This is a genomic window from Blautia marasmi (assembly GCF_900258535.1).
Lineage (GTDB): Bacteria > Bacillota > Clostridia > Lachnospirales > Lachnospiraceae > Blautia > Blautia hominis.
This window is the reverse complement of record NZ_OIWX01000001.1, coordinates 5,394,332-5,419,091: the sequence shown is the minus strand read 5'-3', so window position 1 is coordinate 5,419,091 and position 24,760 is coordinate 5,394,332. Positions and strand designations below refer to the sequence as shown.

Annotated in this window: 23 protein-coding genes; 15 read left to right on the top strand and 8 right to left on the bottom strand. The window is 47.0% G+C overall.

Features of this window, described 5'->3' with window-relative positions; genetic code table 11:
* Positions 1-226 precede the first annotated feature (226 nt).
* Complete coding sequence (locus C6P39_RS23740; protein WP_104805414.1) at positions 227-2,674, top strand: ATP-binding cassette domain-containing protein; 2,448 nt, start codon at positions 227-229, stop codon at positions 2,672-2,674.
* 52 nt (positions 2,675-2,726) lie between these two features.
* Here the strand turns inward: C6P39_RS23740 and C6P39_RS23735 are convergent, their stop codons facing one another.
* From C6P39_RS23735 to C6P39_RS23720, 4 genes are read right to left on the bottom strand one after another with little or no spacing between them, the layout of a single operon-like run.
* Entirely contained in the window at positions 2,727-3,377 is a 651-nt protein-coding gene (locus tag C6P39_RS23735) for an ABC-2 transporter permease (RefSeq protein ID WP_104805413.1), read from the bottom strand.
* Positions 3,374-4,237 (bottom strand): ABC transporter ATP-binding protein, encoded by an 864-nt coding sequence (locus C6P39_RS23730; RefSeq protein ID WP_104805412.1) that lies wholly within the window; start codon positions 4,235-4,237, stop codon positions 3,374-3,376. The genes C6P39_RS23735 and C6P39_RS23730 overlap by 4 nt, the downstream gene beginning before the upstream one ends.
* 1 nt (position 4,238) lies before the next feature.
* Positions 4,239-4,616: a GntR family transcriptional regulator gene (locus C6P39_RS23725; protein WP_095173045.1), complete on the bottom strand. Its 378-nt coding sequence runs from the start codon at positions 4,614-4,616 to the stop codon at positions 4,239-4,241.
* Between the two features lie 60 nt (positions 4,617-4,676).
* Complete coding sequence (locus C6P39_RS23720; RefSeq protein WP_242987118.1) at positions 4,677-5,591, bottom strand: LysR family transcriptional regulator; 915 nt, start codon at positions 5,589-5,591, stop codon at positions 4,677-4,679.
* Positions 5,592-5,702: 111 nt separating this feature from the next.
* On the opposite strand from C6P39_RS23720, the gene C6P39_RS23715 reads away from it, so the two are divergent.
* From C6P39_RS23715 to C6P39_RS23685, 7 genes are all read left to right on the top strand, one after another.
* Positions 5,703-6,272, top strand: coding sequence for a chromate transporter (locus tag C6P39_RS23715; RefSeq protein ID WP_104805411.1), 570 nt, complete (start codon positions 5,703-5,705; stop codon positions 6,270-6,272).
* Positions 6,265-6,825 (top strand): chromate transporter, encoded by a 561-nt coding sequence (locus C6P39_RS23710; protein ID WP_104805410.1) that lies wholly within the window; start codon positions 6,265-6,267, stop codon positions 6,823-6,825. The genes C6P39_RS23715 and C6P39_RS23710 overlap by 8 nt, the downstream gene beginning before the upstream one ends.
* A 73-nt stretch (positions 6,826-6,898) precedes the next feature.
* Positions 6,899-8,341, top strand: coding sequence for an NAD(P)/FAD-dependent oxidoreductase (locus C6P39_RS23705; protein ID WP_104805409.1), 1,443 nt, complete (start codon positions 6,899-6,901; stop codon positions 8,339-8,341).
* Positions 8,322-8,987 (top strand): response regulator transcription factor, encoded by a 666-nt coding sequence (locus tag C6P39_RS23700; RefSeq protein ID WP_104805408.1) that lies wholly within the window; start codon positions 8,322-8,324, stop codon positions 8,985-8,987. The genes C6P39_RS23705 and C6P39_RS23700 overlap by 20 nt, the downstream gene beginning before the upstream one ends.
* Positions 8,984-10,033 (top strand): sensor histidine kinase, encoded by a 1,050-nt coding sequence (locus tag C6P39_RS23695; RefSeq protein WP_104805407.1) that lies wholly within the window; start codon positions 8,984-8,986, stop codon positions 10,031-10,033. Before C6P39_RS23700 ends, C6P39_RS23695 begins: the two co-directional genes overlap by 4 nt.
* 68 nt (positions 10,034-10,101) lie before the next feature.
* Positions 10,102-10,869: an ABC transporter ATP-binding protein gene (locus C6P39_RS23690; RefSeq protein ID WP_104805406.1), complete on the top strand. Its 768-nt coding sequence runs from the start codon at positions 10,102-10,104 to the stop codon at positions 10,867-10,869.
* Positions 10,859-12,895, top strand: a complete 2,037-nt coding sequence (locus C6P39_RS23685) for an ABC transporter permease (protein WP_158661681.1) — start codon at positions 10,859-10,861, stop codon at positions 12,893-12,895. Before C6P39_RS23690 ends, C6P39_RS23685 begins: the two co-directional genes overlap by 11 nt.
* A 13-nt stretch (positions 12,896-12,908) precedes the next feature.
* Here the strand turns inward: C6P39_RS23685 and C6P39_RS23680 are convergent, their stop codons facing one another.
* Positions 12,909-14,114 (bottom strand): AraC family transcriptional regulator, encoded by a 1,206-nt coding sequence (locus tag C6P39_RS23680; protein WP_158661680.1) that lies wholly within the window; start codon positions 14,112-14,114, stop codon positions 12,909-12,911.
* A 194-nt stretch (positions 14,115-14,308) separates the two neighbouring features.
* On the opposite strand from C6P39_RS23680, the gene C6P39_RS23675 reads away from it, so the two are divergent.
* The 3 genes from C6P39_RS23675 to C6P39_RS27615 all read left to right on the top strand — a co-directional run bounded on the left by C6P39_RS23675 (position 14,309) and on the right by C6P39_RS27615 (position 17,080).
* A complete protein-coding gene (locus tag C6P39_RS23675) occupies positions 14,309-15,475 on the top strand; it encodes a glycoside hydrolase family 5 protein (protein WP_104805403.1) in 1,167 nt (388 codons plus the stop codon).
* 100 nt (positions 15,476-15,575) lie between these two features.
* A complete protein-coding gene (locus C6P39_RS23670) occupies positions 15,576-16,859 on the top strand; it encodes an HD domain-containing phosphohydrolase (RefSeq protein ID WP_158661679.1) in 1,284 nt (427 codons plus the stop codon).
* A gap of 65 nt (positions 16,860-16,924) precedes the next feature.
* Entirely contained in the window at positions 16,925-17,080 is a 156-nt protein-coding gene (locus tag C6P39_RS27615; protein ID WP_157123465.1) for a hypothetical protein, read from the top strand.
* 50 nt (positions 17,081-17,130) lie between these two features.
* Here the strand turns inward: C6P39_RS27615 and C6P39_RS23665 are convergent, their stop codons facing one another.
* Positions 17,131-18,324 carry an MFS transporter gene (locus C6P39_RS23665; RefSeq protein WP_104805401.1) on the bottom strand — a complete coding sequence of 398 codons (1,194 nt, stop codon included), beginning with the start codon at positions 18,322-18,324 and terminating at the stop codon, positions 17,131-17,133.
* A 648-nt stretch (positions 18,325-18,972) separates the two neighbouring features.
* On the opposite strand from C6P39_RS23665, the gene C6P39_RS23660 reads away from it, so the two are divergent.
* The 3 genes from C6P39_RS23660 to C6P39_RS23650 are packed head-to-tail and all read left to right on the top strand — an operon-like array spanning position 18,973 to position 21,164.
* Positions 18,973-19,836, top strand: a complete 864-nt coding sequence (locus tag C6P39_RS23660) for an AraC family ligand binding domain-containing protein (RefSeq protein WP_065541676.1) — start codon at positions 18,973-18,975, stop codon at positions 19,834-19,836.
* Entirely contained in the window at positions 19,829-20,758 is a 930-nt protein-coding gene (locus C6P39_RS23655) for a DMT family transporter (RefSeq protein ID WP_104805400.1), read from the top strand. The genes C6P39_RS23660 and C6P39_RS23655 overlap by 8 nt, the downstream gene beginning before the upstream one ends.
* Positions 20,742-21,164, top strand: coding sequence for a DUF2000 domain-containing protein (locus C6P39_RS23650; protein WP_095173059.1), 423 nt, complete (start codon positions 20,742-20,744; stop codon positions 21,162-21,164). The genes C6P39_RS23655 and C6P39_RS23650 overlap by 17 nt, the downstream gene beginning before the upstream one ends.
* A 65-nt stretch (positions 21,165-21,229) precedes the next feature.
* Here C6P39_RS23650 and C6P39_RS23645 read toward each other — a convergent pair whose 3' ends face one another.
* Complete coding sequence (locus tag C6P39_RS23645; protein ID WP_104805399.1) at positions 21,230-23,260, bottom strand: HelD family protein; 2,031 nt, start codon at positions 23,258-23,260, stop codon at positions 21,230-21,232.
* Positions 23,253-24,104 (bottom strand): helix-turn-helix transcriptional regulator, encoded by an 852-nt coding sequence (locus C6P39_RS23640; protein ID WP_104805398.1) that lies wholly within the window; start codon positions 24,102-24,104, stop codon positions 23,253-23,255. The genes C6P39_RS23645 and C6P39_RS23640 overlap by 8 nt, the downstream gene beginning before the upstream one ends.
* Positions 24,105-24,316: 212 nt before the next feature.
* Between C6P39_RS23640 and C6P39_RS23635 the strand changes: the two genes are divergently transcribed.
* On the top strand, positions 24,317-24,583 hold the full coding sequence (locus C6P39_RS23635) for a hypothetical protein (RefSeq protein WP_104805397.1): 267 nt from the start codon (positions 24,317-24,319) through the stop codon (positions 24,581-24,583).
* Positions 24,584-24,760: the final 177 nt, after the last annotated feature.

Here is a 24,760-nt window from a genome sequence, read left to right as displayed (position 1 = left end):
GAAAAACATTTAAAATATCTATATTTTTATTCATGACAGTAGAAGTTTGCCCAGCGCGCTTTCTATTGTTTGAAAGGAGGTAACTGTTCAGTAGGTCTGCGCATGCACTGCGCTGACCGTAAGAAAGTGTACCACGGCCAAGCAAAAATCCCATCGCCAAAGGCGATTCTGCATGGATTTTTGCCTGTAACTGTGAGGGTACTGGACAGTTATGAAAGGAGCATATATGAACTGCATTAAGATCACAGACGCTCATGAGGGATGTCTGAAAAATATTTCACTGGAAATACCGAAAAATAAACTGGTAGTCTTCACAGGGCTATCGGGTTCCGGGAAGTCCACACTGTTGATTGACGTTCTGTTTCATGAGTGCCAAAGGCAGTACCTGGAAGCCATGGCTTTACAAGGGATCCGTAAACCGAAGGTGGGGCGGATACAGGGGGCATCCCCCGCCATAGTGATCCTTCAAACCGCCATGAACCGCAATCCCCGCTCCACAGTGGGAACCATGACGGATGTTTACACAGACCTGCGGATGATATATGAAAAGCTGGGTGTGAGAACCTGCCCCCACTGCGGCCAGGTGATCTCCTCCGCTGACTGTAAGGAGGAAACAGAGAAAATAGGAAACGATTTTTATGTCTATATGTACTGCAGCCGGTGCGGCAGGAGAATGGATAAGATCACACGCACCTATTTTTCTTTTAATACCAGGGAAGGCGCATGTCCCGCCTGTGAAGGGCTTGGCAGAGTACATACCATAAAAAAAGAGCAGGTAGTGGATGAAACGTTGTCCCCGGAGGAAGGGGCTGTTCGTTACTTTGAAAAACAATATGGAAAATACCAGTCATCCGTACTACAAAAAGCATTTGCCCACTATGGACTAAAACAGGACATCACTTTGCCGGTACAGCAGTTTAGCAGAGAACAGAAAGCGATTTTCTATGAAGGGGCAGACAGCAGTGCGGTACAAGCGTTTTTCCCTGATCGTGAGCCGCCCAAAAGTGTTTCTCTGGGCAAATTTGAAGGCGTATACCCCATATTGCGGAGGCGTCTTGCAGAGAAAAACGGGGATACAAAGCAGCTTGGAGATTATTTTGATGTGGTGGAATGTCCCGATTGTAAAGGGGAGCGGCTGGGGGAATTGAGCCGGAAGGTAACCGTGCATGGAATCCGTCTCCCGGAGATATCCCGGTTTTCCCTTGAAAAATTATACACATGGATACAGGAGCTGGGGGATTCCCTTACAAATCAGGAAAAAGAATTGGTGGAGGATTATCTGACGGACATAGAGACAAAACTTAGCCGTTTTATAAAGACGGGACTTGGATATCTCTCCCTGGACCGCCAGATCATCACTCTGTCCGGAGGGGAGATGCAGCGGCTGCGTCTGGCAGCGGCCCTGGATTCTGAACTCTCCGGGATCATATATATCCTGGATGAGCCCACAGCAGGACTTCACCCAAAAGATACAAAAGGGCTGATGGATATTCTGGAAAGACTCCGTGACATGGGAAATACAGTCCTTGTCATTGAACACGATGTGGATGTCATGTCAGGCGCGGACTACGTCATTGATATGGGTCCGGGTGCGGGAAAATATGGCGGTGAGGTGATCGCAGCAGGAACCATGGCTGACCTTATGCGGCAGAGCGCCTCTGTGACAGGAAGATACTTTCTGGCGCCTCAGCCGGGCAGGTCGAAATACAGAGTTCCTGACGGGGCAATACACATTGAAAATGCAGATACCTATAATTTAAAGCATATATCCGTGGATATCCCCACAGGCTGTATTGTCTCGGTCACAGGACCTTCAGGTTCCGGAAAATCGACGCTTATTTTTGAGGTGCTGGCAAAGGGGAAGCCGGATGGGACGCATAACCGGGTTTCGGGACTTGACAGATTTGAGCAGATTGCAGAGATAGACCAGTCAGCATCTGCCAGGATGAAACGGTCCAACGTGGCTACATTTTCAGAAGTCTATACGGAGATCCGGACAGTATTTGCCAGGACGGAGCAGGCAAAAAGCGCCGGCTTTTCGGCAAAATATTTTTCTTTCAACACATCCGGCGGCAGATGTGAAAACTGTGAAGGGCTTGGGTATGTGGAGAATAATATGCTGTTTTTTGCTGATACAGAAGTCATATGCCCGGTCTGCAACGGAAACCGTTTTAACAGAGAAGTGCTGGCTGTGACGTACAGGGAGTATTCTATCAAAGATATTCTGGATCTGTCCGTGGAGGAGGCCTGTGAAGTCTTTGAAGGCCATAAAAAGATCACGGGGATTTTGGCTCTGTTACAGGATGTGGGACTTGGCTATCTGCAGCTTGGCCAGCCTCTGACCACCTTATCCGGCGGTGAAGGACAACGGCTGAAGCTTGCAAAGGAATTGATCGGGAACCGCGGTCAAAAAAAGTGTCTGTATCTCATGGATGAACCCACCACAGGCCTGCATCCAAAGGATATTGAGCATTTTCTGGCACTGCTTGACCGGCTGGCTGATGCGGGAAATACCGTGGTTGTGGTTGAACATAACCAGCAGGTGATCAGAAACAGTGACTGGGTCATCGACCTTGGCCCCGAGGGAGGGGATAAGGGGGGCGTTGTCATATTTGAGGGGACACCGGAAAAGCTGAAAGCATCCGGCACCGGCATTACTGCGGAATACCTGTAAAAATATCCCCCTGAAACCGGCAGGCCGCTGCTGTTTCAGGGGGATAGAGGAATCAGAATTCAGTGTTTTTGAAAATGCGTAGGCTTATCCGGTACATAACTGCGGTCCATAGGATCAGCACAAGGGGGGAAGCACAGATGAGGGTAAGAATAACGGTATCTGTCAGTATCACACCCAGACTTCTCAGCAAAAAATACAGACCGGAACACAGGAGTACAGGAAGCAAAAAGGCGGCCAGCATAAGAGCGCGTGCTTTTTCGGCTCCGAATCGAAAAAGCAGAGGAATGACCATACTGCCTAAAAAGAAGGAGATAACCATTCCTGCAAGGCAGACGCATAAAAGCTCCAGCCATTCTGTCAGGGAGAAGATATGGAATTTTCCCATGATCGTGCTGCCTGCGATTCCCAGGATCCCGCCGAATACCATGCCGAAGATGCAGAAAAAAAGAAGAACGACAAACTTGCTCAAGACAAGGTCTTTTCTGGAAACCGGCATGACCATGGCATATTTTTCCCATTTTGCATTCTCATCAAAGCTGAAGGTGGTGACGATCATCATGGCGCATAGGATACAGCAGGTGATGGCGTAAGCCGCCGCACCGCCTTTGGGGAGTATGAGAAAGAGAAAAACAAAAAGCATCAAAAACAGGGATTTCATATTATGTAAAATATTGTATACATCTTTAATGATCAAACTTTTCATGATAAGACATCCCCCTTCACATATAACAGTAGTATATCGTCAATGGCTGCATGGTCTATAACATAATCTTTGTATTTGCGCGCTGCTTTCTCCTTGTTGGCTACCAGGACATCCCACTGGTAATCTCTCTTTCGGCAGGCAAGGATATCTTCTTTGTCCAGCTTTTCAAACTGGGAAGAATTGCAGCGGATAATACCGTAATCGTAAATCAGTTCGTCTTTGCTTTTGTCAAAAATGATCTTTCCCTTATGTATAAACGTAATATAATCCGCTATTTTTTCCAGGTCTGTGGTGATATGGGAAGACATCAGTATGGAATGGCTTTCGTCCTGGACAAAATCCATAAATACATCTAAAATGTCATCACGCATAACCGGGTCAAGTCCGCTTGTGGCTTCATCCAGTATGAGCAGTTTGGGGTCATGTGAGAGTGCCACGGCAATGCTGAGCTTCATTTTCATACCCTTTGAAAAGGTTTTGATCTCTTTATCTGCAGGAAGTGCAAACTGCCTCAGATAGGATTGGTACACCTGGGGATCCCACTGCTTATAGGCTGCCTCGGAGATCTTTTCCACTTTTTTGGGTGTAAGGGTTTCGTGAAAATGAATCCCGTCAAATACCACCCCAATATCCTCTTTTATGTCTTTTCTGTCTTCTGTCAGTTCCTGGCCGAAAAGACAGACTGTCCCGTCATCTTTGCGGATCAAATCCAGTATTGCTTTCAGTGTAGTGCTTTTGCCTGCGCCATTTTCCCCGATCAACCCCACAATGGTACCCCTGGGAACCGAGAAAGAAATATGATCCAGAGTAAACCCGGGATACTGCTTCGTGAGATTCTCCACCTGTAAAATAGGTTCCATATTATTCTTCCTCCTGATAAAAAATAGATAAAAGCTCAATCAGCTTACTGAGCGGGATCCCGCTTGTGCGTCCGATATCAGCAGCTGCCTGCAGGTGTTCCTCAGCCTGGCGCTGCTGCTCTTCCTGATAAAAATCTTTGTTCTGCGCTGCCACAAAACTTCCGCGGCCTATGGTTGTCTCTATAAAACCGTCCCTCTGTAAATCCTCATAAGCTTTCTGAACCGTAATGACACTCACATGCAGAGATTTTGCCAGGGCCCGCATGGATGGAATCGGATCACCGGTCTTTAATTCACCGCTCATTATCAGGGCCTTTATCTGTGATGTGATCTGTTCATAGATGGGTTTGCTTGTGTTGCTGCTGATAATGATTTCCATGTATCCTGTCCTTTCTGTTTTATGGTGTACTTACTGTATAAGTACATTATAGACACGTGGTTACAAACTGTCAAGGGAAACTTCCCCCAGAGCTTCGTGCGTATCAGTGGGTATGATACAGGACAGCAGGGCTTTTTGCGGCGCAGGCAGATATTTATCCTTATGCCACACAGCAAAAAGTTCATTTTCCAGGGAAAGGCCTTTCACATCCAGGGAGATAAGGGAACCCTTCTCCAGATCATTTTTGACCAGAATGTGGGGAAGAACGGCTATTCCCAGTCCTGCTTTTGCCGCTTCGATCAGGGCAGGGGAATTGACACTGACCCACAGCGGGCGTATGCTGTGGCCTGACAAAAGAAGCGTGCTGTCCAGTACATCGCGGATGGCACTTCCCGTTTCACGCAGCAGCAGATTTTCCGAACAGAAAGATTCCATATCCATAGATGTACAAGCGCAGGGATATTGGGGGGAGCACACCATCTGCAGAGAATATCTGTCAAAGGAGGCATGGGAAAAGGGACCCTGAGGAACGGAACCCTCCAACAGGGCGAAATCGGCTTTTCCCTTTCGCAGCGTCTCCAGTGCATTGGCGGCGCTTACGACCTCCACCTGAACAGTCACTTTGGGCCACTGCCTTTTGAAATCCGCCAGTATTTTGGGAAGCCAGTGGATCGCTATGGTGATACTGGATACCAGATGGATAGGGGCCTGTTCTTCCAGATTTTTTATGCGGCCGTCAAGGGATTCACAGGCAGCCAGCACGGGCAGGATCTCATCCAGGAGAAGTTCCCCGCTTCTGGTGAGCTGGACCCGTTTGGAGAGTCTGTCAAACAGCGGAGTCCCGGCATATTCCTCCAGTTCCCTTACCGCATGGGAGACCGCGGACTGGGTGATGTATAACCTCTGGGCAGCCTTTGTGAAATTTTTAGTCTCTGTTACCGCCTTGAATATATAGAGATGGCGCAGGGTCATCATAGTAGTTTCCTCCTGATCTATCATGAATAAAATTAATGATTATTACAATATTATATCGTTTTACAGATTGATATACAAGCGTTATACTATTCTTTCAGGGAGGATATAGAAATGAGAGAAAAAATAAAGCTTTGCCTGTGGCTGGCGTACATCAATCTGTTTATCAGTGCCTTTACATTTGGCGGCGGCTATGTGGTGGTACCTATGATACGGAAATATTTTGTACAGAAAAGAAAGCTCTTTGATGAGGAAGAACTGATCCGCATGGCAGCCATTGCCCAGTCTACCCCAGGGGCCATTGCTGTCAATATGGCATCCCTGGCAGGATACCGGGCAGCGGGAATGGCCGGGCTTGTTATCAGCGGCATCTGTTCCGTCATCCCGCCTCTGGTCATTCTGGCAATTGTTTCAAATTGGTATGCCGCGGTGGCCGCCAATACCGTGATAGCTGCTGTGCTCAAAGGGATGCAGGCAGGTGTTGCGGCTCTGATCGTGGATTTTGTGGTGGATATGACCCGTGCCGTACTGGGGGAGCGCTCCCTTTTTCTGAGTACCATGACGGCTGCAGTGTTTTCCATAAGTTTTCTGACGGATACCAACATTGCCATGATTCTTTTGGTGTGCTGCGGCCTTTGTGCCGGACGTGTGTGGTTTAGAAAGAGAGGTGAGATATATGGGTAAGCTTATCCGGCTTGCAGTGACCTTTTTCCAGATAGGGCTGTTCAGTATCGGGGGAGGGTATGCCATCATCCCTATGATCCAGGAACAGGTGGTGGAGCGGTTTTCATGGGTTTCCCAGAAGACCTTTACGGATATTATCACCATATCGCAGATGACACCCGGGCCTCTGGCTGTGAATACTTCCACTTTTATCGGCATACAGATTGCAGGGATACCGGGAGCGGTACTGGCAACATTCGGATGCGTCATATCCGGCATCAGTATTTCTGCTTTTTTGTACAAGCTGTTTCAACGCTTTCAGAAGTCAGAGTATATCATGGAACTACTGAGCGGCCTGAAGGCAGCCTCTCTTGGCCTGATCATATCTGCTGCCGTGACGATCCTTCTTTTGTCTTTTACAGGTACCTCTGTGATATCCGAGATCAGAACCGCAGACTGGACAGCAGCGGCAATTTTTTTGTGTTCTCTGTTCGTATTGAGAAAATGGAAGATAAATCCTATCGCAGTAATGATCGGCACAGGGATTGTAGGACTTTGCATTAGTATGATATAATGACAGAAACGGGCCAAATGGGAGCCTGTTCCCATCTGGCGACTGTGGCAGCTGAATAGAAGGAAGGCAGAATATGGATAAAAAATATGATGTGATCATTATCGGCGCAGGTCCTTCGGGAATCTTCTGTGCCTATGAGCTGAAACGCCAAGATCCGCAGCTAAAAGTGCTGATGATAGAAAAAGGCAGATGCATAGAAAAACGCCGCTGTCCAAAGCGTACCACCAATGTCTGCGCAGGCTGTGTCCCCTGTTCCATCACTACGGGATTTGCAGGGGCCGGAGCATTTTCAGACGGAAAGCTCTCCCTTTCACCGGATGTGGGAGGCACGCTTCCGGATATCCTGGGATATGAAAAGGCGGAGGAACTGATTCACGAGGCAGATGACATCTATCTGAAGTTTGGAGCCGACCGGAAGGTATACGGAACCGATGACCGGGCAGCTATCTCTGAGCTCCGCACAAAAGCGATCCGCGCCAATCTAAAGCTGATTGAGTGCCCCATACGCCATTTAGGCACAGAGGAAGGGTATAAGATCTATACACGCCTGCAGGAGCATCTGCTGGCTGAAGGGGTGGAAATCCTGTTCATGACTATGGTGAAGGATATCCTTATTGAAGAGGGCAGGGTGAAAGGCGTTGTGACAGATAAACAGGAGACCTTCTACGCACCCCAGATTGCCGCAGGCGTAGGGCGGGAAGGATCGGAGTGGTTTGCAGGCGTTTGCAGCGGGCATCATATTGAGACAAGAAACGGAACCGTGGACGTGGGGGTCCGTGTTGAAGTCCGGGATGAGATCATGAAAGCGCTCAATGAAAAACTGTATGAGGCAAAACTGGTTTACTACACGCCTACGTTTGATGACAAGGTGCGGGTGTTCTGCACAAACCCATCCGGCGAAGTTTCCGCGGAATACTATGAGAACGGTCTTGCCGTGGTAAATGGCCATGCCTATAAGTCCAAAGACAAAAAGACACACAACACCAATTTTGCCCTGCTTGTCTCCAAAAATTTCACAGAGCCTTTCCGCTCACCCATTGAGTACGGCAAACATATTGCGCAGCTTGGAAATATGCTGAGTGACGGGAAGATTCTGCTGCAGAGATACGGCGATTTCAAGAGAGGCAGAAGGACCACGGCAGAGAGGCTTACCCGGAACAATATAATCCCCACGCTGAAAGATGCGGTTCCCGGGGATCTGTCCCTGGTATTCCCCCACAGGATCATGGTGGCAGTGGTGGAGATGATAGAAGCGCTGGACAAGGTGACACCGGGAATTGCAAGTGATGAGACCCTGCTCTATGGTGTGGAGGTCAAATTTTATTCCAATAGGGTTTTGGTAGATACGGAATTTGAGACAAATATCAAAGGGCTGCGCTCCATGGGGGACGGCGCATCCATCACCAGAGGGCTGATGCAGGCGTCCGCAAACGGCCTCTGTGTGGCGCGGGCCATACTGAAAACGTTCCGGGAGCAGCAGGAAGGAGATACAGCGGATGAAACTTCTGGTAGTTGAGGATGATGCGGTACTTGGCAGGGAACTCTCCAGGGATTTGGAAAGCCATGGATATGAGGTTGTTATGCCCGAAAACTTTGATACTGCAGAGGAGATCGTGCAAAAGGGGGAGGTACATCTTGTGCTTTTAGATGTCACACTTCCGGGCAGGGACGGGTATGAGATCTGCAGGAGCATCCGGCGCTTTTCCGACATCCCTGTTATATTCCTTACCAGCAGGGATACAGATATGGATGAGCTGTACGGCATGACCATGGGTGGGGACGACTTTGTCCGAAAACCTTACAAAATGCCCATACTGCTGGCCCGGATTGAAGCACTTTTAAGACGCAGTTATCCCGATGCGGGACCGGAGAGAGAAGTCCTGTGGCAGGACTTCCGCCTTCTGCCGGCCAAGGGAAAACTGTGCCGGGGCGGCAGGGAAGTCATGCTGACCAGGCAGGAGACCCTGCTCTTGGCCTGTCTGTTTGCCCGTCCGGGTGAAGTGATCAAGAGGGTGGATTTTATAGAAGAATTATGGGATGATCAGGTTTTTATTGATGACAATACGCTGAGTGTCCATATGACCCGCCTCAGGGGGAAATTAAAGGAATTGGATGCCGGTGATCTTATTCAGACCCGGTACGGACAGGGGTATCTCATATGAACGGGCGGATGTATTGGCGGCAGCAGGCAGTTCCTGTACTTGTGCAGGTGATCTGCCTGTGTGCGGCCTCTTTATATCTGCGGGCTCTTGGCATTACCTGGGTACAGCTTCTGCCCCTGGTTCTGGCCTATATGGGCAGTCTGCTCCTCTGGAACCTGCTGCATTTTTACAGAAAGAGAAACTATTTTCATAAAATGGCAGTCCTAATGGAAAGCCTGGATGAAAAGTATCTTTTTCCCCAGGTATGGAAGGGTGCAGGTTCTTGGGAGGAAGCAGGTTATTACTGCCTTTTAAAAGAATGTACAAAATCCATGCTGGAGGAGACGGAGGAGGCCAGAAGGGTACAGATGGAATACCGGGAGAGGCTGGAAACTTATGTACATGATATGAAACAGCCCATATCCGTAGTCTCCCTGATTGCCGGGAGAGAGAAAAACCGGGAAAACAGAGCTGTACTTTTGGAACTTGAAAAGATGAATCATCTGCTGGAGCAGATCCTGTATTTCGGCAGGAGTGAAAGCGCCCACTCGGATTTTATGATACAGAAAGTAAATACCGGGGACGTTATCCGGGAATGCTTATCCTTAAACAAGCAGCTTTTGATACAAAACAGGGTCTCCCTGGATATTCCGGATACAATACCCGGAGTCTATGCGGACGAAAAGGCGCTTCTGTTTGTCTTAAATCAGATCATCTATAATGCGGTCACCTATCAAAAGCCGGGTGAAGTTCTCCGGATAACCATCTCCTGGCTGGTCTTGAACGGAAAAGAATCCGGTATATGGGACGGCAGGGAAACACCGGGGGATAAACTGCTGCTCCAGGTCCGTGACAATGGATGCGGCATCTCGCCGGAAGATCTGCCAAGGATCTTTGAGAAGGGATTTACAGGGAGAAACGGCAGAGAAAACCGCCGTTCCACAGGCATGGGGCTGTATCTCTGTAAAAAAATATGCGGCAGGCTTGGCATCGGTTTATCTGCCAGTTCCGAAAAGGGTATTTACACCCAGATCAACATCTGCCTTCCAATCCTTTCGGAAAAGTAAGATTTCTGCAAGAAAGCATGATACATTGAGGAAGACAGATATGGTACCCTGTACCTGAGGTGATAAATATGGAACCATTACTGAATATTGAACATGTCTCCAAATATTATGGAGAGAGCACAAATGTGACAAAGGCATTGGATGATGTGAGCTTTTCTGTGGAACCGGGCGAATTTGTTGGCATAATGGGGGCCAGCGGCTCCGGGAAAACTACTATGCTGCAGTGTATTTCCACTCTGGATGAGCCTACCGGCGGACGGATCCTGCTGGACCAAAAGGACATTACAAAATTAACGGAAAAGGAGATCGCACGTTTCAGGAGCAAAAACCTGGGATTTGTGTTCCAGGAATATAATCTTCTGGATACTCTGACTTTAGGGGAAAATATTGAGCTGGCACTGACCATACGCCGGGCGCCAAAGGAGGAGATTGGAAAGAAAGTGGAGGCCATTGCGGGAAAACTGGGAATTCTTTCAGAGCTTGAAAAATTTCCCTATGAAGTGTCAGGAGGCCAGAAGCAGCGCTGTGCCTGTGCCAGAGCCCTAGTCAATGAGCCGCGTCTGCTGCTGGCGGATGAACCGACCGGAGCCTTGGATTCCGCATCCAGCGCCAGGCTTTTGGACACTATGGATGACCTGAACCACGATATGGGAATCACGATTCTTATGGTTACCCACGACGCATTTACTGCCAGCCACTGCAGCAGGATACTTTTCCTTCGGGATGGGCATATCTTTACAGAGATGCGCAAGGGGAACAAGGACAGGAAAACATTCTTCCAGGAAATACTGGATGTAATGTCTATGTTAGGCGGTGATGTTGCCCATGTACGCTAAACTGGCTATACGGAATGTAAAACGGAGTATAGGCGATTACACGGTCTATGTGCTGACTCTTGTGCTGAGCATTACCATGATATTTGCCTACAACTCCCTGCTGTTTTCTGATGCTATCAATTCCTTCAGTAAACTGATGCGGCCTATGATGTCTATTCTCATATGTGTCACAGTCATGGTGGTGTTGATCCTCGGATGGCTGATCTCCTATATCACACATTTTATCTTTGAACAGAGAAGCCGGGAATTTGCCTGTTATATGACCATGGGAATGGAGCGGCCGGCCATGAGCCGTCTTTTCCTCATCGAGCAGCTTGTCATTGGCAGTGTGACGCTTGTGGGAGGCATTCTTCTGGGAAATGTTTTTTATCTGGCGCTCAGCCAGGTAATCTTTAAAATGTTTGACAAGACCTATTACATGGATCTATCGTTTCAGCTGCCGGCCATCGGTCTGACTATCCTCTGCTTTTTTGTAATGTTCGCATTCTGCCTTTTGAAGCAGAGACGCATACTGAAAAAGGTAAGGATAAAAGAATTGATGAGTTACAGCAGGCAGAATGAGCATGTGGCGGCAGCAGGCAGAAAAAACATCAGGTTAAAAATGACCGCTGCAGTGCTTTTGGGAGTGCTTGGACTGCTCTGTCTGTATGTGGCATTTTCTGTAAGGATAGAACTCTTCGCAGGTTTCGGGAATATGTTCCTTATGGCAGCAGGTGTTTTACTTCAGGGGGCAAGTCTTATGCTCTTTTACCGGCAGCTTGCCCAGGTGATCTTGCAGCGGTATAAAAGGAGCGGAAAAAGACTGCATCATCTGAACATATTCTTTTATCGGCAGTTAACCGCCCGCCTGAACACCAATGGAAGACAAATGGGCGTTATTTCTATTTTGCTGCTGCTTACCTTTATGGGACTGGGGGGCGCCTCCTTTATGGCAAACGCCTACGAAGATGCATTGCAAAAAAAAGTCCCGTTTGACGTGGAGGTGTCCCAGCATTACGGAAAACTGGATGCAGGAGCATGCCGTGATTTTATAAAGGAGCACAGTAAAATTACGGCGGATCTGTCATACGACATCTATTATCTGGAGGACAGCACTCTGATCGCAGATATGCTTGACCGGAAACAGGATCCTGTTGAGGGGTTTGAGGAGTGGGCTGCTGAGGCCAATATGGACCGCTGCATCAGACTATCGGATTATAATAAGCTTAGGAGTTTCCTGGGAGAAGATCCTGTCAGCCTGCAGGAGGACGAATATGCCATTCAGACACAGGAAGGATATTACAGGGATAAGATTGAGAAGGCGGCCACTTCCCTGAAGACAGGCGGCAGAGAATACCGCCTGGAACAGGTCCTGGAAGGTCCTTTTGCCCAGGATGACATAAACGAGAGCGGATACGGTTCAAAAACAATTCTTGTTTTGCCGGATCAGGCCTGTGAAACGCTGAAACAGGCAAGAGGATGTTATGTAGCAATGGTGGATGACAGAGAAAAGACGGATTATCAGGACACGCTTCAGAAAACCATAGAAAAAACGGTAGGTTTTGATGGCCCCAGCTTTATCTCTGCATACACTTATCAGGGGCAGAAGGAGGAAATGCAGTCCATTTATATGATGACCGCATTTATCTGTTGTTATGCCGCATTCATCTGCATCTTTATCTGTGCCACAATATTGGCGGTTCAGCTTATCAGCAGCAGCAAAAAGTACAGATACCAATATGACCAACTCAGACGAATGGGAACTATGGACAGTGAAATACGAAAGCTTACCGTAAAACAGTCAGCCGTGTATTTCTTCCTGCCTATGATCCTTCCCCTGTTTTTCCTGCTTCTTTATATGGCGGGGATCGGTTTTGCATTTCCTGTGCAGCGCAGTATGCTGATCGCCTCCTTTGCCGGAGCTGCCGGGATCTTTCTGGCGGTGTACGGATGTTATCTGGTCATTACCTGTCTGCAGTACCAGAGAAATGTGCTGAAAGGCACAAAACAGTTTCGTCTGCATGATTTCATCCGGCAGGAAAAATAAGAGGGGATAGGCCTCAGTTTGTGGATCTTACACCGTAAGTATTGCGGTATTCACCGGGGGTAAAACCTGTCAGCTTTTTAAACTGTTTTCCGAGATGGCTCTGGGAGGAAAAGCCAAGGTATGCGGCAATTTCAATATGAGAATATCCGGAATAAATCAGCATATTTTTCGCCAGGTTGATCTTCTCCCTGAGAATAAAATCTTTGATGGATATTCCCTCGCATTTATGGAAAAGTTCAGAGAGATAGCCGGGATTCATTCCCAAATAGTCTGCTATTTCCTGTACAGAGAGCCTGTCGTGTAGATGGGCAAAGATATAATCTTTACAGCGGCGGATATGGGGATTCTTTTCTTTGTTCCCCATACCGCTTTGCTGCTCTTTTTGTTCCCTCACCATATTCGTATACTGGTACTCTGCCTGCCGCAGCAGATGTGTGATGGAGGCCGGATCAGACGCCTCCTCCACTTGGTTGATATAGATATCGCTGAGGGAAAAAGAGATTTCAGGAAGGATGCCTCCGCGTATGGCGGCCCGGCTTGCCAGTGTGATCACCACGATCCCGATATTTTTCCAGCTTCTCACCCTGTCCTTTGCCAGTACGCCGATATTGCCGGTGTAGTCTTCCGCCCAGCTTTGTTCTAACTGTTCGATATCTCCGTTTTCAATACTGGAGAATTCCCGCAGTTCCTGGTCATAGGGATTGTGCCCACGGGATGCCTCCCGGTTCTCAAACAGCAGATCTGAAAAATGTCTCTGGATTTCCGTATCCAATGATGTCTCAATGCAGTTAAACAAGATCAAGTCCCGCTCAAGCAGCGTCTGTTCCCAGAAAAGGTTATGGATCAGAAGGACATTTCCCGCTAAATCTTTAAGATCACAGAAGGGGACCGTATCTAAAAAAGCATGGTCAATATCCGGCTGTTCTGCACAGTGGATCAAACGCACGGGAGTCTTGAACTTCACCGGGCCAATGATAAACTGATGACCGGGAACCGTGATCCCGGCATATACCAGTTTATCACTGACGGACAGAAGAAGCGGCAGTGTCTCAGAAGGCCGAAAGAGCAGCCTTTGCTCCAGATAAGCTTCAAAAAAACGGCTGTCCGTAAAATCGGGGCGTCCGCAGAAGCTCTCCTGCAGCTTTTGGTCTTCCCCATAATTCCGTACGATGGTATGCAGGCTGTACGAAATATGCTGCATCAGATAAGAGATATTCATACATAAGAACCTCCTGATCATTTTCTTCCTATAAGAGATATTCATACATAAGAACCTCCTGATCATTTTCTTCCTAATAGTATAACAGATTATATGAAAAAAGTGATAAAAAACAGGAAAAAGTGATATATAAACCGCTGCTTTTATCATAAGATCAAGACGAATAAAAGAAAAGTCCAAAAGGAGAATGGATCATGTATGTAAAAGGTGTGAATCTGGGTAACTGGCTGGTACTGGAAAAATGGATGAGTCCGGCACTTTTTGAGGGAACCACAGCGGAGGATGAATATTATCTTCCCACACAGCTTTCCAAAGAGGTATATGAAGCCAGGATTAAAATCCACCGTGCAGAGTACATAAGCGAGAGGGATTTTACAAGGATCAGATCCATGGGCATGGATGCTGTGAGAATCCCGGTGCCTTACTTTATCTTTGGTGACAGGGAGCCTTTTATCGGATGTGTGGAGGAATTGGACAAGGCATTTAACTGGGCCGAAAAATATGGGCTGCAGATTTTGATAGACCTGCATACAGCACCGGGCAGCCAGAATGGATTTGACAACGGCGGCATCTCCGGCGTGTGCAAATGGTCTCAGGAACCGGATGAGGTTAAGTTCGAGCTTGGGGTTCTGGAGCGCCTGGCAAAACGATACGGTACCAGACGGGGACTGTGGGGAATCGAGATATTAAATGAGCCTATCCTGGAAAATATGTGGAAGACCATGGATGTGGAAAACCGCTACAGACCTGCAGATCAAAAAAAAGCAGAGGGGTCCGGGCCGAACACCATGGAATTTATCCGGGCCTTTTACCTGGAGGCTTACGACAGGATCAGAACATATATGCCTGCTGAGAAATATGTGGTATTCCATGATGCCTTTGAGCTGAAGGCCTGGAAGGACTTTATGCGCGGGGAAAAGTATGAGAATGTTGTGCTGGATACACACCAGTATCTGATGGTGGCGGAAGCTCTTGGCTGTGAGCAGACCGTGGAGTCTTACACCGCCTATATTCGGGAGACTTTGGCAAAGGATATTGAAGAGATGCAGCAGTATTTTCCCGTTATCTGTGGAGAATGGTGTCTGTTTAACTCTCTTGCCTGCGGATGTGACACAAAAGGCGGCCAAAGTGTTTTAAACGGAGTGGAAGGTCCTGCGGCAGAGACAGTCAGCCCTGAGGAGAAACAACGCATTTACAGCGCACTTGCCAAAGAGCAGCTGAAAGCCTGGAAAAAAGGTTCCGGATATTTTTACTGGAGCTATAAGCTTCTGGTGGATACGGTAAACGAGGCCGGTTGGATCGGATGGGACAGTTGGGATTTTGGAAGATGTGCGGATTTCGGATGGTTTCCAAAGGAATAATAGAATAGATATACATTGTAATTACAATCCTGGTATATTATAATAATACCAGGATTTTTTGTAATGCAAGAGGTGAGAATTACTATTTCGGAGGATGGATATGGAGGCGAAAGCAGTTGTCAACAGTAATAACATAAGCGGCCTGATCGAACGGACGCTGAACTATGTGGACCCAAGGCTGGTGGACCACGGAAAGAGAGTGGCGTCTCTTGTCTATGGAATGTTGGAAGCACAGAAAAAGTATTCTGCAAAAGACATGCAGGATATCTGTATCCTTGCTATGCTGCATGATATCGGCGCTTATAAGACAGAGGAGATCAACCGGATGACCCAGTTTGAATCAGAGGATATCTGGGAGCATTCCATCTACGGGTATCTGTTTCTGGCGAATCTCTCCCCGCTGAAAGAATGGGCAAGGGCAGTTATGTTCCATCACGTGGCAGCCGTCCATCTGCCGGACACCTTGGAAGAGCGGATACGGGAAGCAGCCCAGATGATCAGTCTTGCCGACCGGATTGACATATACCTGCAGGAAAATACAGACCCACAAAATTTGTTTGTATCCCTGGAAAAAGTGAGAGATACAAAATTCGACAGCCATATCCTTGATCTGTTTTATGAGGCGGAAAGACAGTTTACCCTGCTGGCCTGTCTGGAGGAGGAGAAGGACTTTCATAAAATCCTTCCGAATGTACAGTTGTCAGGGAAGGAATGTGAAGAGTATCTGCGAATGATGATTTTTGCCATTGATTTCAGGAGCCAGCACACCGTGACCCACACCATCACAACGACCCGCATCAGCTGCTGCGCTGCCAGCCACATGGGATTGTCCGATGCACAGATACATAATATTTTTTACGGTGCGCTCCTGCACGATTTGGGGAAAATCGGAATTCCGGTGGAGATATTGGAGTATCCGGGAAAATTAAGCAGCCAGGCTATGGCGATCATGCGTACCCATGTGGATTTGACGGAAAAGATTTTGGGCGGCACCATAGATGAGGAGATAACAAGAATTGCGCTGAGGCATCATGAAAAGCTGGATGGAAGCGGATATCCCAGAGGACTCACCGGGGATGCGCTTACCATAGAAGAACGGATCGTGGCTGTTTCGGATATTGTCAGTGCACTGCTTGGCACACGGAGCTATAAGGAGGCTTTTTCTAAAGAGAAGACATTGTCTATTTTAGAGGAGCAGGCTAGGGGAAGAAAAATAGACAGTGATGTGGTAGCGGTTCTGAAAGAGAATTTTGATACGGTTTTGGAGGAAGTGGAGGATAACTGCAGGCCCATATTAGATACCTATTATGGCCTGCGCAAGGAATACCAGTATCTGTTGGGAAAATATCTCTACAGCGGGACAGAAGCTGCGGATCCCAACTGACAGGAGTCATAAGTGACGGGGACAGGGCATAGAATATAGTATCCAGAAAGAAGGAGGCACTGCCCATGTCCGTAAATTATAAAGTTTCTTATTTTCTCGACCGTTTTGATTTTCCTGCCCCTCAGCAGCTTGTGGAAAAATATTACCGGTATAAACTGGGACATCCCTGTTTTTTGATGAAACAAAACGGAAGATGGACAATCGTGCCTGTCCGGCAATAGCAGATAGAATCAATCGGGAGACGGCTTTTAGCCGCCTCCCTTTGTTATCATCACTCTTTAAAACATTTCAAGAGTTTAAAGCAGACAGAGATAGTAAGGACCAGAGCACCTGCACCTATGAGAAGGTGCTGTACAGGAATATGATCAGCCAGAGGGCCGAAAAATGCCATACCCAGAGGCAGCGCGCAGGAGGTGGAGATCTGCATGAAACTGAAGATCCTGCCGTGCATATCCGGCTCCACTTTTTCCTGGATGGTCACATTGATGGGCATGTTGTAACAGGGTGAGGTAACGCCTATCATGGTATTCATGATCAGATAGACAATAAATACAGGTGCTGTTCCCAGGCCAATCATAATTGCCCCATAGACACCTCCGGCCAAGAGCGTAGTGTGCAGATGATTTTTAAACCCACCCCAAGAAGCGATCAGGATTCCCCCCAGCACCATGCCAAGGCTGTAAGTCATTTCACTTACAGTGAGCCGCCAGACTTCTGGTCCAAAGGTCCTGCTCACCATAAGGGGCGTCAGAAAGGCGGAGGGGCTTATGAGAAACAGGATGATGATCTGAAACACCAGCAGTTTTCTGATAAAAGCATGGTCTCTGAGATAAGAAAGACCACCGGCTATTTTATGCAGACCGGATTCCTTATCTGGGGATGATTTTGTGTAGGGCGGTATTTTAATGGTGGAAGTAAGGCCGATGCCGATAACAGCTGTTATGACATCAATAAAGAGCGCTGCTTCCAAAGGCGCTGCGGAGAGGATGGCACCTCCGGCAGCAGGTGATAAGAACATCATGAAGGAGGAGAAGGTACTGTTGAGTCCGTTCATCCTCATGAGATGTTCTTTGGGAACAAGCTGCGGAAAGATGGCGTTCACCGCAGGGGTCTGGATCCCGGTCCCAGCTGATCGGATGATCAGTACAGCAAACAGAAACCAGATGTTTTTATGTCCCGACAGGAAGGCAAGGGCCAGCAAAAGCGTGGAACACGCAATGGCACCATCTGAGAGCATGATCAAGAACTTCCTGTCATAACGGTCAATCCATACCCCGGCGAAAAGTGAAATGATGATCTGGGGAAGGAATCCGCAGAGGGTGGAGATGGTCAGCATCTTTCCTGAAGATGTTGTCAGTGTAATATACCAGACAATGGCGTACTGCACCAGGGAAGAACCGAACAGGGAGATCGTCTGGGCTGTTAAAAAGCGAAAGGTTTTCCCTTTCCATGTATTTAAATCCATAAAATAATACCTCTTTCTAAGAAATAATAAAGTTACTGTACACTCCGTGTCCAGTAACACGCTTCGCGATACACAGATATGGTGCATTCTTCACCATATCGCGCTGGCTGCCTCGGGATTTTCATGCTTCACACGGTATTGAAATGTCTCTGCCGGGCAGCAAAAAGGCAGAGGACATTATAAGCCTCTGCCAGTCAATATACAGACAAAAGGCTGTGGCGAACACATCGCCGCAGCCAGATCCAGAACTGTGGTATCCACGGAAAACAGGTACACAAATAAACGCATCAGAAAATCTGATACGAAGTGCAGCTGTTTCCCGGTGAATGCAGCAGTTCTGCCGCTATCTGAACTCCGTACAATGTCTCACCGGAAACGTTATCTGTACGGAGCTGATTCGTCTTCTCAATTTATCGGTTAAAATGAAATTCATAATAGCCACCTCATTCGGATCATCTTTGTATCTTATCCATTAATATAGCATGTAAAAAAGTTCCTTGTCAATGGAGAGTTTGTATATGTTATAATGGACCAAAATGTATACGGAGTTCTGTTTGACGCGGATATGGGACCTCAGGTGTCATATCATTCAAGAATTCTTTTTTCCAAGATGCTACAATAGTGAAAATGAAAGGAGGAGGACAAAAGATGCACGCAGAACAAGAACAAAGGCATGTGTATTATGACCATGACCTGGAGATAGAGGCTTATAATTTGAGCGGTATTGTCCAAAAGTTTCCAAACCATTTTCATGATTATTATGTGATCGGGTTTGTGGAGGGAGGTAAAAGGCATCTCTGGTGCAAAGGCAAAGAGTACGATTTGACTGCAGGGGATTTGATCCTGTTTAATCCCAGAGATAACCACTACTGTGCACCTATCAATGGTGAAATATTAGATTACCGTGCTGTGAATATTAATGTGGACGTGATGGAGAGAGCAGTCAAAGAAATTACGGGGAGGGATTTTGTCCTGCATTTTACCAGCAACGTGGTGTATCAAAGTGACATTACACAATCCATCGGTGATCTGTACGATGCCATCCTTACCCATGCACCTAAACTGAAAAAAGAAGAGGCATTTTTCTTCCTTCTGGAGCAGATCCTGCAGGAACATGCAGCTCCTTTTGATGAAATTGATATATCAGAGCCAAATCAGCAGATCAAGACACTCTGTCATTATATGGAGAAACATTTTTCCGAGAATATTACGCTGGATGACCTGCTTTCCATGACAAGTTTCGGCAAATCGTATCTGCTGCGTTCTTTTACAAAGCAGGTAGGTGTTTCACCTTACCGTTATCTGCAGACCGTGCGCCTGGAAAAAGCAAAAAAGTTCCTGGAACAGGGCGTGGCGCCTATTGATGCGGCAGATATGGCGGGGTTTGCGGACCAGAGCCATTTTACCAACTTTTTCAAAGAATTTATCGGACTGACACCAAAACAGTATCAGAAAATCTTTACGGATAAACCGCTGCCTGTCACTCCGGCAAAGGAGTGGACAAATGAATAAGACAATACATGGGCATATTGCTGCCTTTCTTACCATATTGATCTGGGGCACCACCTTTATTTCCACCAAGGTGCTTCTTAGAAGCTTTGAGCCGGTGGAGATTTTATTTATCCGTTTTATGATTGGATACATGGCTCTTTGGTGTGTCTGCCCGCGCAGGCTGAACATCCGTGAGAGGAAACAAGAGTGGTACTTTGCAGCCGCAGGGCTTTGTGGCGTGACCCTGTATTATCTGTTTGAAAATATAGCGCTGACTTATACACTGGCTTCCAATGTGGGCGTTATCATCTCTATCGCGCCATTTTTTACGGTTATATTCTCCTGCTTGTTTCTGCATGACAAACGGCCAAAAACAAGGTTCTTTGTGGGCTTTTTAATAGCACTTACAGGTATCTTCCTGATCAGCTTCGGAGGGGATAAGGATCTGCAGTTAAATCCTATGGGGGATTTGCTGGCTGTAATAGCGGCAATGATCTGGGCCGCATTTTCAACGATCACAAAAAAGATCAGTGGGTTTGGATATAATACCATTCAGACTACAAGGCGGACGTTTTTTTATGGGCTGATCTTTATGGTTCCGGCTTTGTTCCTGATGGATTTCCATATTGAACTTATGCAGTTTGCCAGTCTTAAAAACGTTCTGAATCTTCTGTTTTTGGGATTTGGGGCTTCTGCATTGTGCTTTGTGACATGGAACCTTGCCGTGAAGATCTTGGGCTCTGTGAAAACTAGTGTTTATATCTACATGGTCCCTGTCATAACAGCGGTCACATCAGCGCTTATTTTGCATGAAAAATTGACGATGACAATTATTCTGGGTATCGTTCTGACTTTGATCGGCCTCTTTTTATCCGAGGACAGAAAAACAGAGAAACATACAGCAAAAGCAAAGGAGTATAAAGTATATGCAGGCACAAAATGATAAATGCGTCATGGTACTGGACCAGGACCTGCCTCTGGGCATTCTGGCAAACACAGCGGGAATCATGGGAATCACCTTGGGAAAACACATCCCTGAGACGGTGGGACCGGATGTCCTTGATAAGAGCGGAAAAGAACACCTGGGAATCATTGAATTGCCGGTTCCCATCCTGAAAGCAGACCGGGAAAAGATCAGGACGATCCGGGAGCAGCTCTACCAGCCGGAATTCGCTGATCTGATCGTGGTTGATTTTTCGGATGTGGCACAGAGCTGTAATGTCTATGAGGAGTATATTAAAAAAGCAGCGGGGGTGGAGGAAAAAGAAATGACTTACTTCGGTATCGGAATCTGCGGAGCCAAAAAGCTGGTCAATAAACTCACAGGCAGTCTGCCGCTGTTGAGATAGGAAGAAAACGGGCGATACCGCTTTTATGCGGAATCGCCCGTTTTTTGTACAGCAGTAGAAGGGGATCACTGTAATGGTAGGAAAGGACATGGATCTTTGGTATACAGAAGGGTAAGCTTGTGCATGGCTCTGGTGCAGGCAATGTAAAGAAGACTTCTGTCATATTCGGAAGCATAAGTTTCGCATCCCGCATGAGGAAGGATAACTTCATCAAATTCCAGTCCCTTTGACATCCGCACAGAGGTAACGGATATGCCGTTGTGAAAGCTTGTACTCTTAGGGGAAATAAGCGCTGTTTTATATTGGGAGCACAGGAGTTGATTAAGCGTTTCTGCCGCCCGGTCTGTTTTTAGGATTATACCCAAAGTAGCAAAGCCGCTTTTCTGAAAACGGTGGATCGCTGCTAGTATGTGCTGTAGTTCCTCCTCATCGGTTTTACAGGAGATCACAGCGGGAGCTTCTCCGTGGCGTTCCACAGGCTGAATCTTTGTGTGATGCAGAATAGATTTGGCAAAATGCATGATTTCCCAGGTAGAACGGTAGCTGGTATTCAGCTCCGCAAACTCCGCATTCTTATATATTGTCCGCAGATCAGCCAGGGTATGGGTATGATCAGGATTTAGGATCTGCCCAAAATCACCCAAGATAGTCTTTGGACATGGAAAAAGCAGATTGATCACAGCGTACTGGATTGGCGTGTAGTCCTGCATTTCGTCTATAACCAGATGCTTGGTGAGTCTGCTTACCTTCAGACCTTCAAAGGAAGCGTGAAGGTAAAGAAACGGATATACATCGGACCATTCCAAAGTCTTTTTTGACGGCAGGACAAACATTTGGGACATGCCCATTTTGCGGTAAAAATCTTTATATAAGGCCAGGGTGCTGCGGAAGGTAAGCATGGAAGTGAGAGATTTTAGAACTGCGCGGGGTCTGGGCAGCTCGTTTTCCATAATATTTTCATCCTCAAACTTGTGGCATATATCCTCTGCAATCATAGGAAGTCTCTGTTTTACCGGATATTTTTTATAAGCCGCAAACCGCTTTCGGATCCAGTCCTTATGGGCAGTAAAAGGGCCGAAGGTGTAATCAGACGGGGCAAAGACCGTGTTTTCCAGATCAGCCGTATAGGTATCTATCCTCTTTACGAAATCCAATGTTGATTTAAACCGAACTCTCTGTGACCGTTTTTCCTCCCGATTCTCCAAAGGATTCTGTTCCTCATCAAAATAGATAAGACCCTCCAGCTGGATTTCTGCGATATCGGAAAAACTGAGCGCATAAATAGGCTCCTCCCCCAGCTCGGGAATGACATTGGAAATGTAGTCCCCAAACACTTTGTTGGGTGAGAGGATAGTTACATTTTTGGCAGTCAGTCGGTTTCTGAATCGGTAGAGTAAAAAAGCGATCCGGTGGAGGGCAATGGAAGTTTTTCCGGAACCGGCTACACCCTGAAGGATGAGTGTACCTGCATTCTCATTCCGAATGATCTTATTCTGCTCTTTCTGAATGGTTGAGATGATGGATTTCATCTTCTCGTCAGAGGTGTGGGAAAGTTCTCTTTGAAGGACGTCATCCTGAATGTTGGAAGAACTCTCCAGGGCATATTCCATGATGCAGTTTTTAATCTTAAATTGTCTTTTTCTGGTCAGATACCCGTCTATCCTTCCGGTGGGGGCCTCATAGCCAGCAGGACCTGTTTCATAGTCATAAAACATACCGGAGACAGGGGCACGCCAGTCATAGATAAGCATCTCATCTCCAAAACGGAACGTAAAGCGGCCAATATATACGTTCATAGATTCCCCATTTTCATGTTTAAAGTCAATGCGGGCAAAGTAAGGGGAATCCTTCAGTCTGACAAGCTTATCTCTGGATGCAGCGGCAATGGTGCCTTTGTGGTCTGTCTGCTTTAGAAGAAGCTCATTTTGGAACATTTCATGGGGATCCAGTTCGCCCCGGTACTGTGCCATATAACGTTTGGCGTTTTTATATTCCATGTCAATCTTTTCCACATCTAAGCTGGCTTCCTGAAGCGCTGTATCCAGTTTTTGAAGAACTGCGGCAAGATGGGCAGTTTCATCCGGAAATTTATGCATGTGGTTCCTCCTTTGGCAGGACAAAGCGCTGGGTGGGATAACCGTATTCCACCAGCAGTTCTGCTTCGGCAAAGCCCAGATCCTTAATTTCCATGCGGTGTCCGGTATCTGCCCGGTCCCCCTCCCTGTAAGTGGTGATGCTGATCTCTTTTCCATCTAAAAGTTCGTGCATCACTTTGTCCAGAAAAGCCTTTGGAATGCCTTTTTTCTTGTAAAGCGGGTGGGTGCCCATAAAATCTATACTTCCGTTCTCCCGGGAAAACAGCAGAATACCGATGGCTGTTCTTCCGTCTTTTAGAATGAGGGCCTGTCTTTCGGCAATGCTTCGTCTCAGCACCTGCATATAGTCCTTTTCATCCAAATATGGAAAACCATCTATGACCAGCCGCACCAGCTCCATCCAGCATGGGATGTCACCGTCTTTCGCGTATGTGATGTTCCATGCCGGGTCTCCGTAACTGTTCAGCATATGATAACTCCCTTCTAATTCAAATTTTAACTGCAGGGGATAGAATTTCTCATTCTCCCGGTATTTGCTGGGAGGCTGCTTGTACATGGCAGTAAATATTTTTGTAAAGGCCTGCTGGCTTTCGTATCCGGCAGTCAGTGCAATATCAAGAACCGGCTTGTCAGAGAAGACCAGAAGCTTGGCTGCCTCGGTCAGCCGTCTGCGAAGAACATATTCATGTATGGTCATTCCCACGGTATTTGTGAACATACGGTGCAGATGGTATTTGGAATAATGAAGGGCATCTGCAACAGTATCCAAATCATTTTTCTCCGTTAAGTGTGCTTCAAGATAATGGATGGCAGTCACAATATTTTCTATCGTTTGATTCGGCATAGCGAACCTCCTTTCAGAGAGATATTATATCTTGCTTTGAGGTGGCATGTTTAATCGTTCTTGCGGTTTTTTAGTCAGGGCAGAAGTTGTCGAAATTTTATGGAGATAAAAGCTGAATTTCTTACACTTATCTGATATAATAAAAGATATAGAACACGGATGTTTTGCGGCTCTTATAGGTGACAGGACAGAGAAAAAACGGAGGTGCCGGGATGATTGGAATTGTTATTATTGGTGTTATGATTGCAGTCTGGGGGATAGCTGCTGTTATAAGCGGGAAACTACCGTTTATCAGCCGGTATCATGGAGTCGAAAAGATACCCCTTCATTCCCGCATAGAAGGCGGAGCTGCCTTGTTTGTAGGAATTGTTATGGCGGCTCAATATTTTATGCTGCTGCAGCCAGTTACGATCATGGTTATTATCTTAATGATCTGTATCACTGCGTTTGTTCTTGAAATAGCTTTAAAGGTATTGTAACATACCGGTCTTATTAACGGACTGCACTGCGTGCAGCAGCCGTGTCATAGGTTCCATTTCTTAAAATCTATAAGCGCTGACTGATATTGTCGGCGCTGCAGGTTTCTGCATTGATTTCCATGATAACATTATCTATATAGATTGTGAAGGCAATTGCTTCAAATATTTCTTGACAGC

Excerpts from the sequence above, each read along its gene's own strand:
- C6P39_RS23685 (WP_158661681.1), top strand. The coding sequence starts at position 10,859 with ATGTACGCTAAACTGGCTATACGGAATGTAAAACGGAGTATAGGCGAT.
- C6P39_RS23675 (WP_104805403.1), top strand. The coding sequence starts at position 14,309 with ATGTATGTAAAAGGTGTGAATCTGGGTAACTGGCTGGTACTGGAAAAA.
- C6P39_RS23640 (WP_104805398.1), bottom strand. The coding sequence starts at position 24,104 with ATGCCGAATCAAACGATAGAAAATATTGTGACTGCCATCCATTATCTT.
- C6P39_RS23715 (WP_104805411.1), top strand. The coding sequence starts at position 5,703 with ATGAGAGAAAAAATAAAGCTTTGCCTGTGGCTGGCGTACATCAATCTG.
- C6P39_RS23710 (WP_104805410.1), top strand. The coding sequence starts at position 6,265 with ATGGGTAAGCTTATCCGGCTTGCAGTGACCTTTTTCCAGATAGGGCTG.
- C6P39_RS23680 (WP_158661680.1), bottom strand. The coding sequence starts at position 14,114 with ATGAATATCTCTTATCTGATGCAGCATATTTCGTACAGCCTGCATACC.
- C6P39_RS23645 (WP_104805399.1), bottom strand. The coding sequence starts at position 23,260 with ATGCATAAATTTCCGGATGAAACTGCCCATCTTGCCGCAGTTCTTCAA.
- C6P39_RS23660 (WP_065541676.1), top strand. The coding sequence starts at position 18,973 with ATGCACGCAGAACAAGAACAAAGGCATGTGTATTATGACCATGACCTG.
- C6P39_RS23690 (WP_104805406.1), top strand. The coding sequence starts at position 10,102 with ATGGAACCATTACTGAATATTGAACATGTCTCCAAATATTATGGAGAG.
- C6P39_RS23665 (WP_104805401.1), bottom strand. The coding sequence starts at position 18,324 with ATGGATTTAAATACATGGAAAGGGAAAACCTTTCGCTTTTTAACAGCC.
- C6P39_RS23635 (WP_104805397.1), top strand. The coding sequence starts at position 24,317 with ATGATTGGAATTGTTATTATTGGTGTTATGATTGCAGTCTGGGGGATA.
- C6P39_RS23730 (WP_104805412.1), bottom strand. The coding sequence starts at position 4,237 with ATGGAACCTATTTTACAGGTGGAGAATCTCACGAAGCAGTATCCCGGG.
- C6P39_RS23695 (WP_104805407.1), top strand. The coding sequence starts at position 8,984 with ATGAACGGGCGGATGTATTGGCGGCAGCAGGCAGTTCCTGTACTTGTG.
- C6P39_RS23655 (WP_104805400.1), top strand. The coding sequence starts at position 19,829 with ATGAATAAGACAATACATGGGCATATTGCTGCCTTTCTTACCATATTG.
- C6P39_RS27615 (WP_157123465.1), top strand. The coding sequence starts at position 16,925 with ATGTCCGTAAATTATAAAGTTTCTTATTTTCTCGACCGTTTTGATTTT.
- C6P39_RS23705 (WP_104805409.1), top strand. The coding sequence starts at position 6,899 with ATGGATAAAAAATATGATGTGATCATTATCGGCGCAGGTCCTTCGGGA.
- C6P39_RS23720 (WP_242987118.1), bottom strand. The coding sequence starts at position 5,591 with ATGATGACCCTGCGCCATCTCTATATATTCAAGGCGGTAACAGAGACT.
- C6P39_RS23740 (WP_104805414.1), top strand. The coding sequence starts at position 227 with ATGAACTGCATTAAGATCACAGACGCTCATGAGGGATGTCTGAAAAAT.
- C6P39_RS23735 (WP_104805413.1), bottom strand. The coding sequence starts at position 3,377 with ATGAAAAGTTTGATCATTAAAGATGTATACAATATTTTACATAATATG.
- C6P39_RS23670 (WP_158661679.1), top strand. The coding sequence starts at position 15,576 with ATGGAGGCGAAAGCAGTTGTCAACAGTAATAACATAAGCGGCCTGATC.
- C6P39_RS23725 (WP_095173045.1), bottom strand. The coding sequence starts at position 4,616 with ATGGAAATCATTATCAGCAGCAACACAAGCAAACCCATCTATGAACAG.
- C6P39_RS23650 (WP_095173059.1), top strand. The coding sequence starts at position 20,742 with ATGCAGGCACAAAATGATAAATGCGTCATGGTACTGGACCAGGACCTG.
- C6P39_RS23700 (WP_104805408.1), top strand. The coding sequence starts at position 8,322 with ATGAAACTTCTGGTAGTTGAGGATGATGCGGTACTTGGCAGGGAACTC.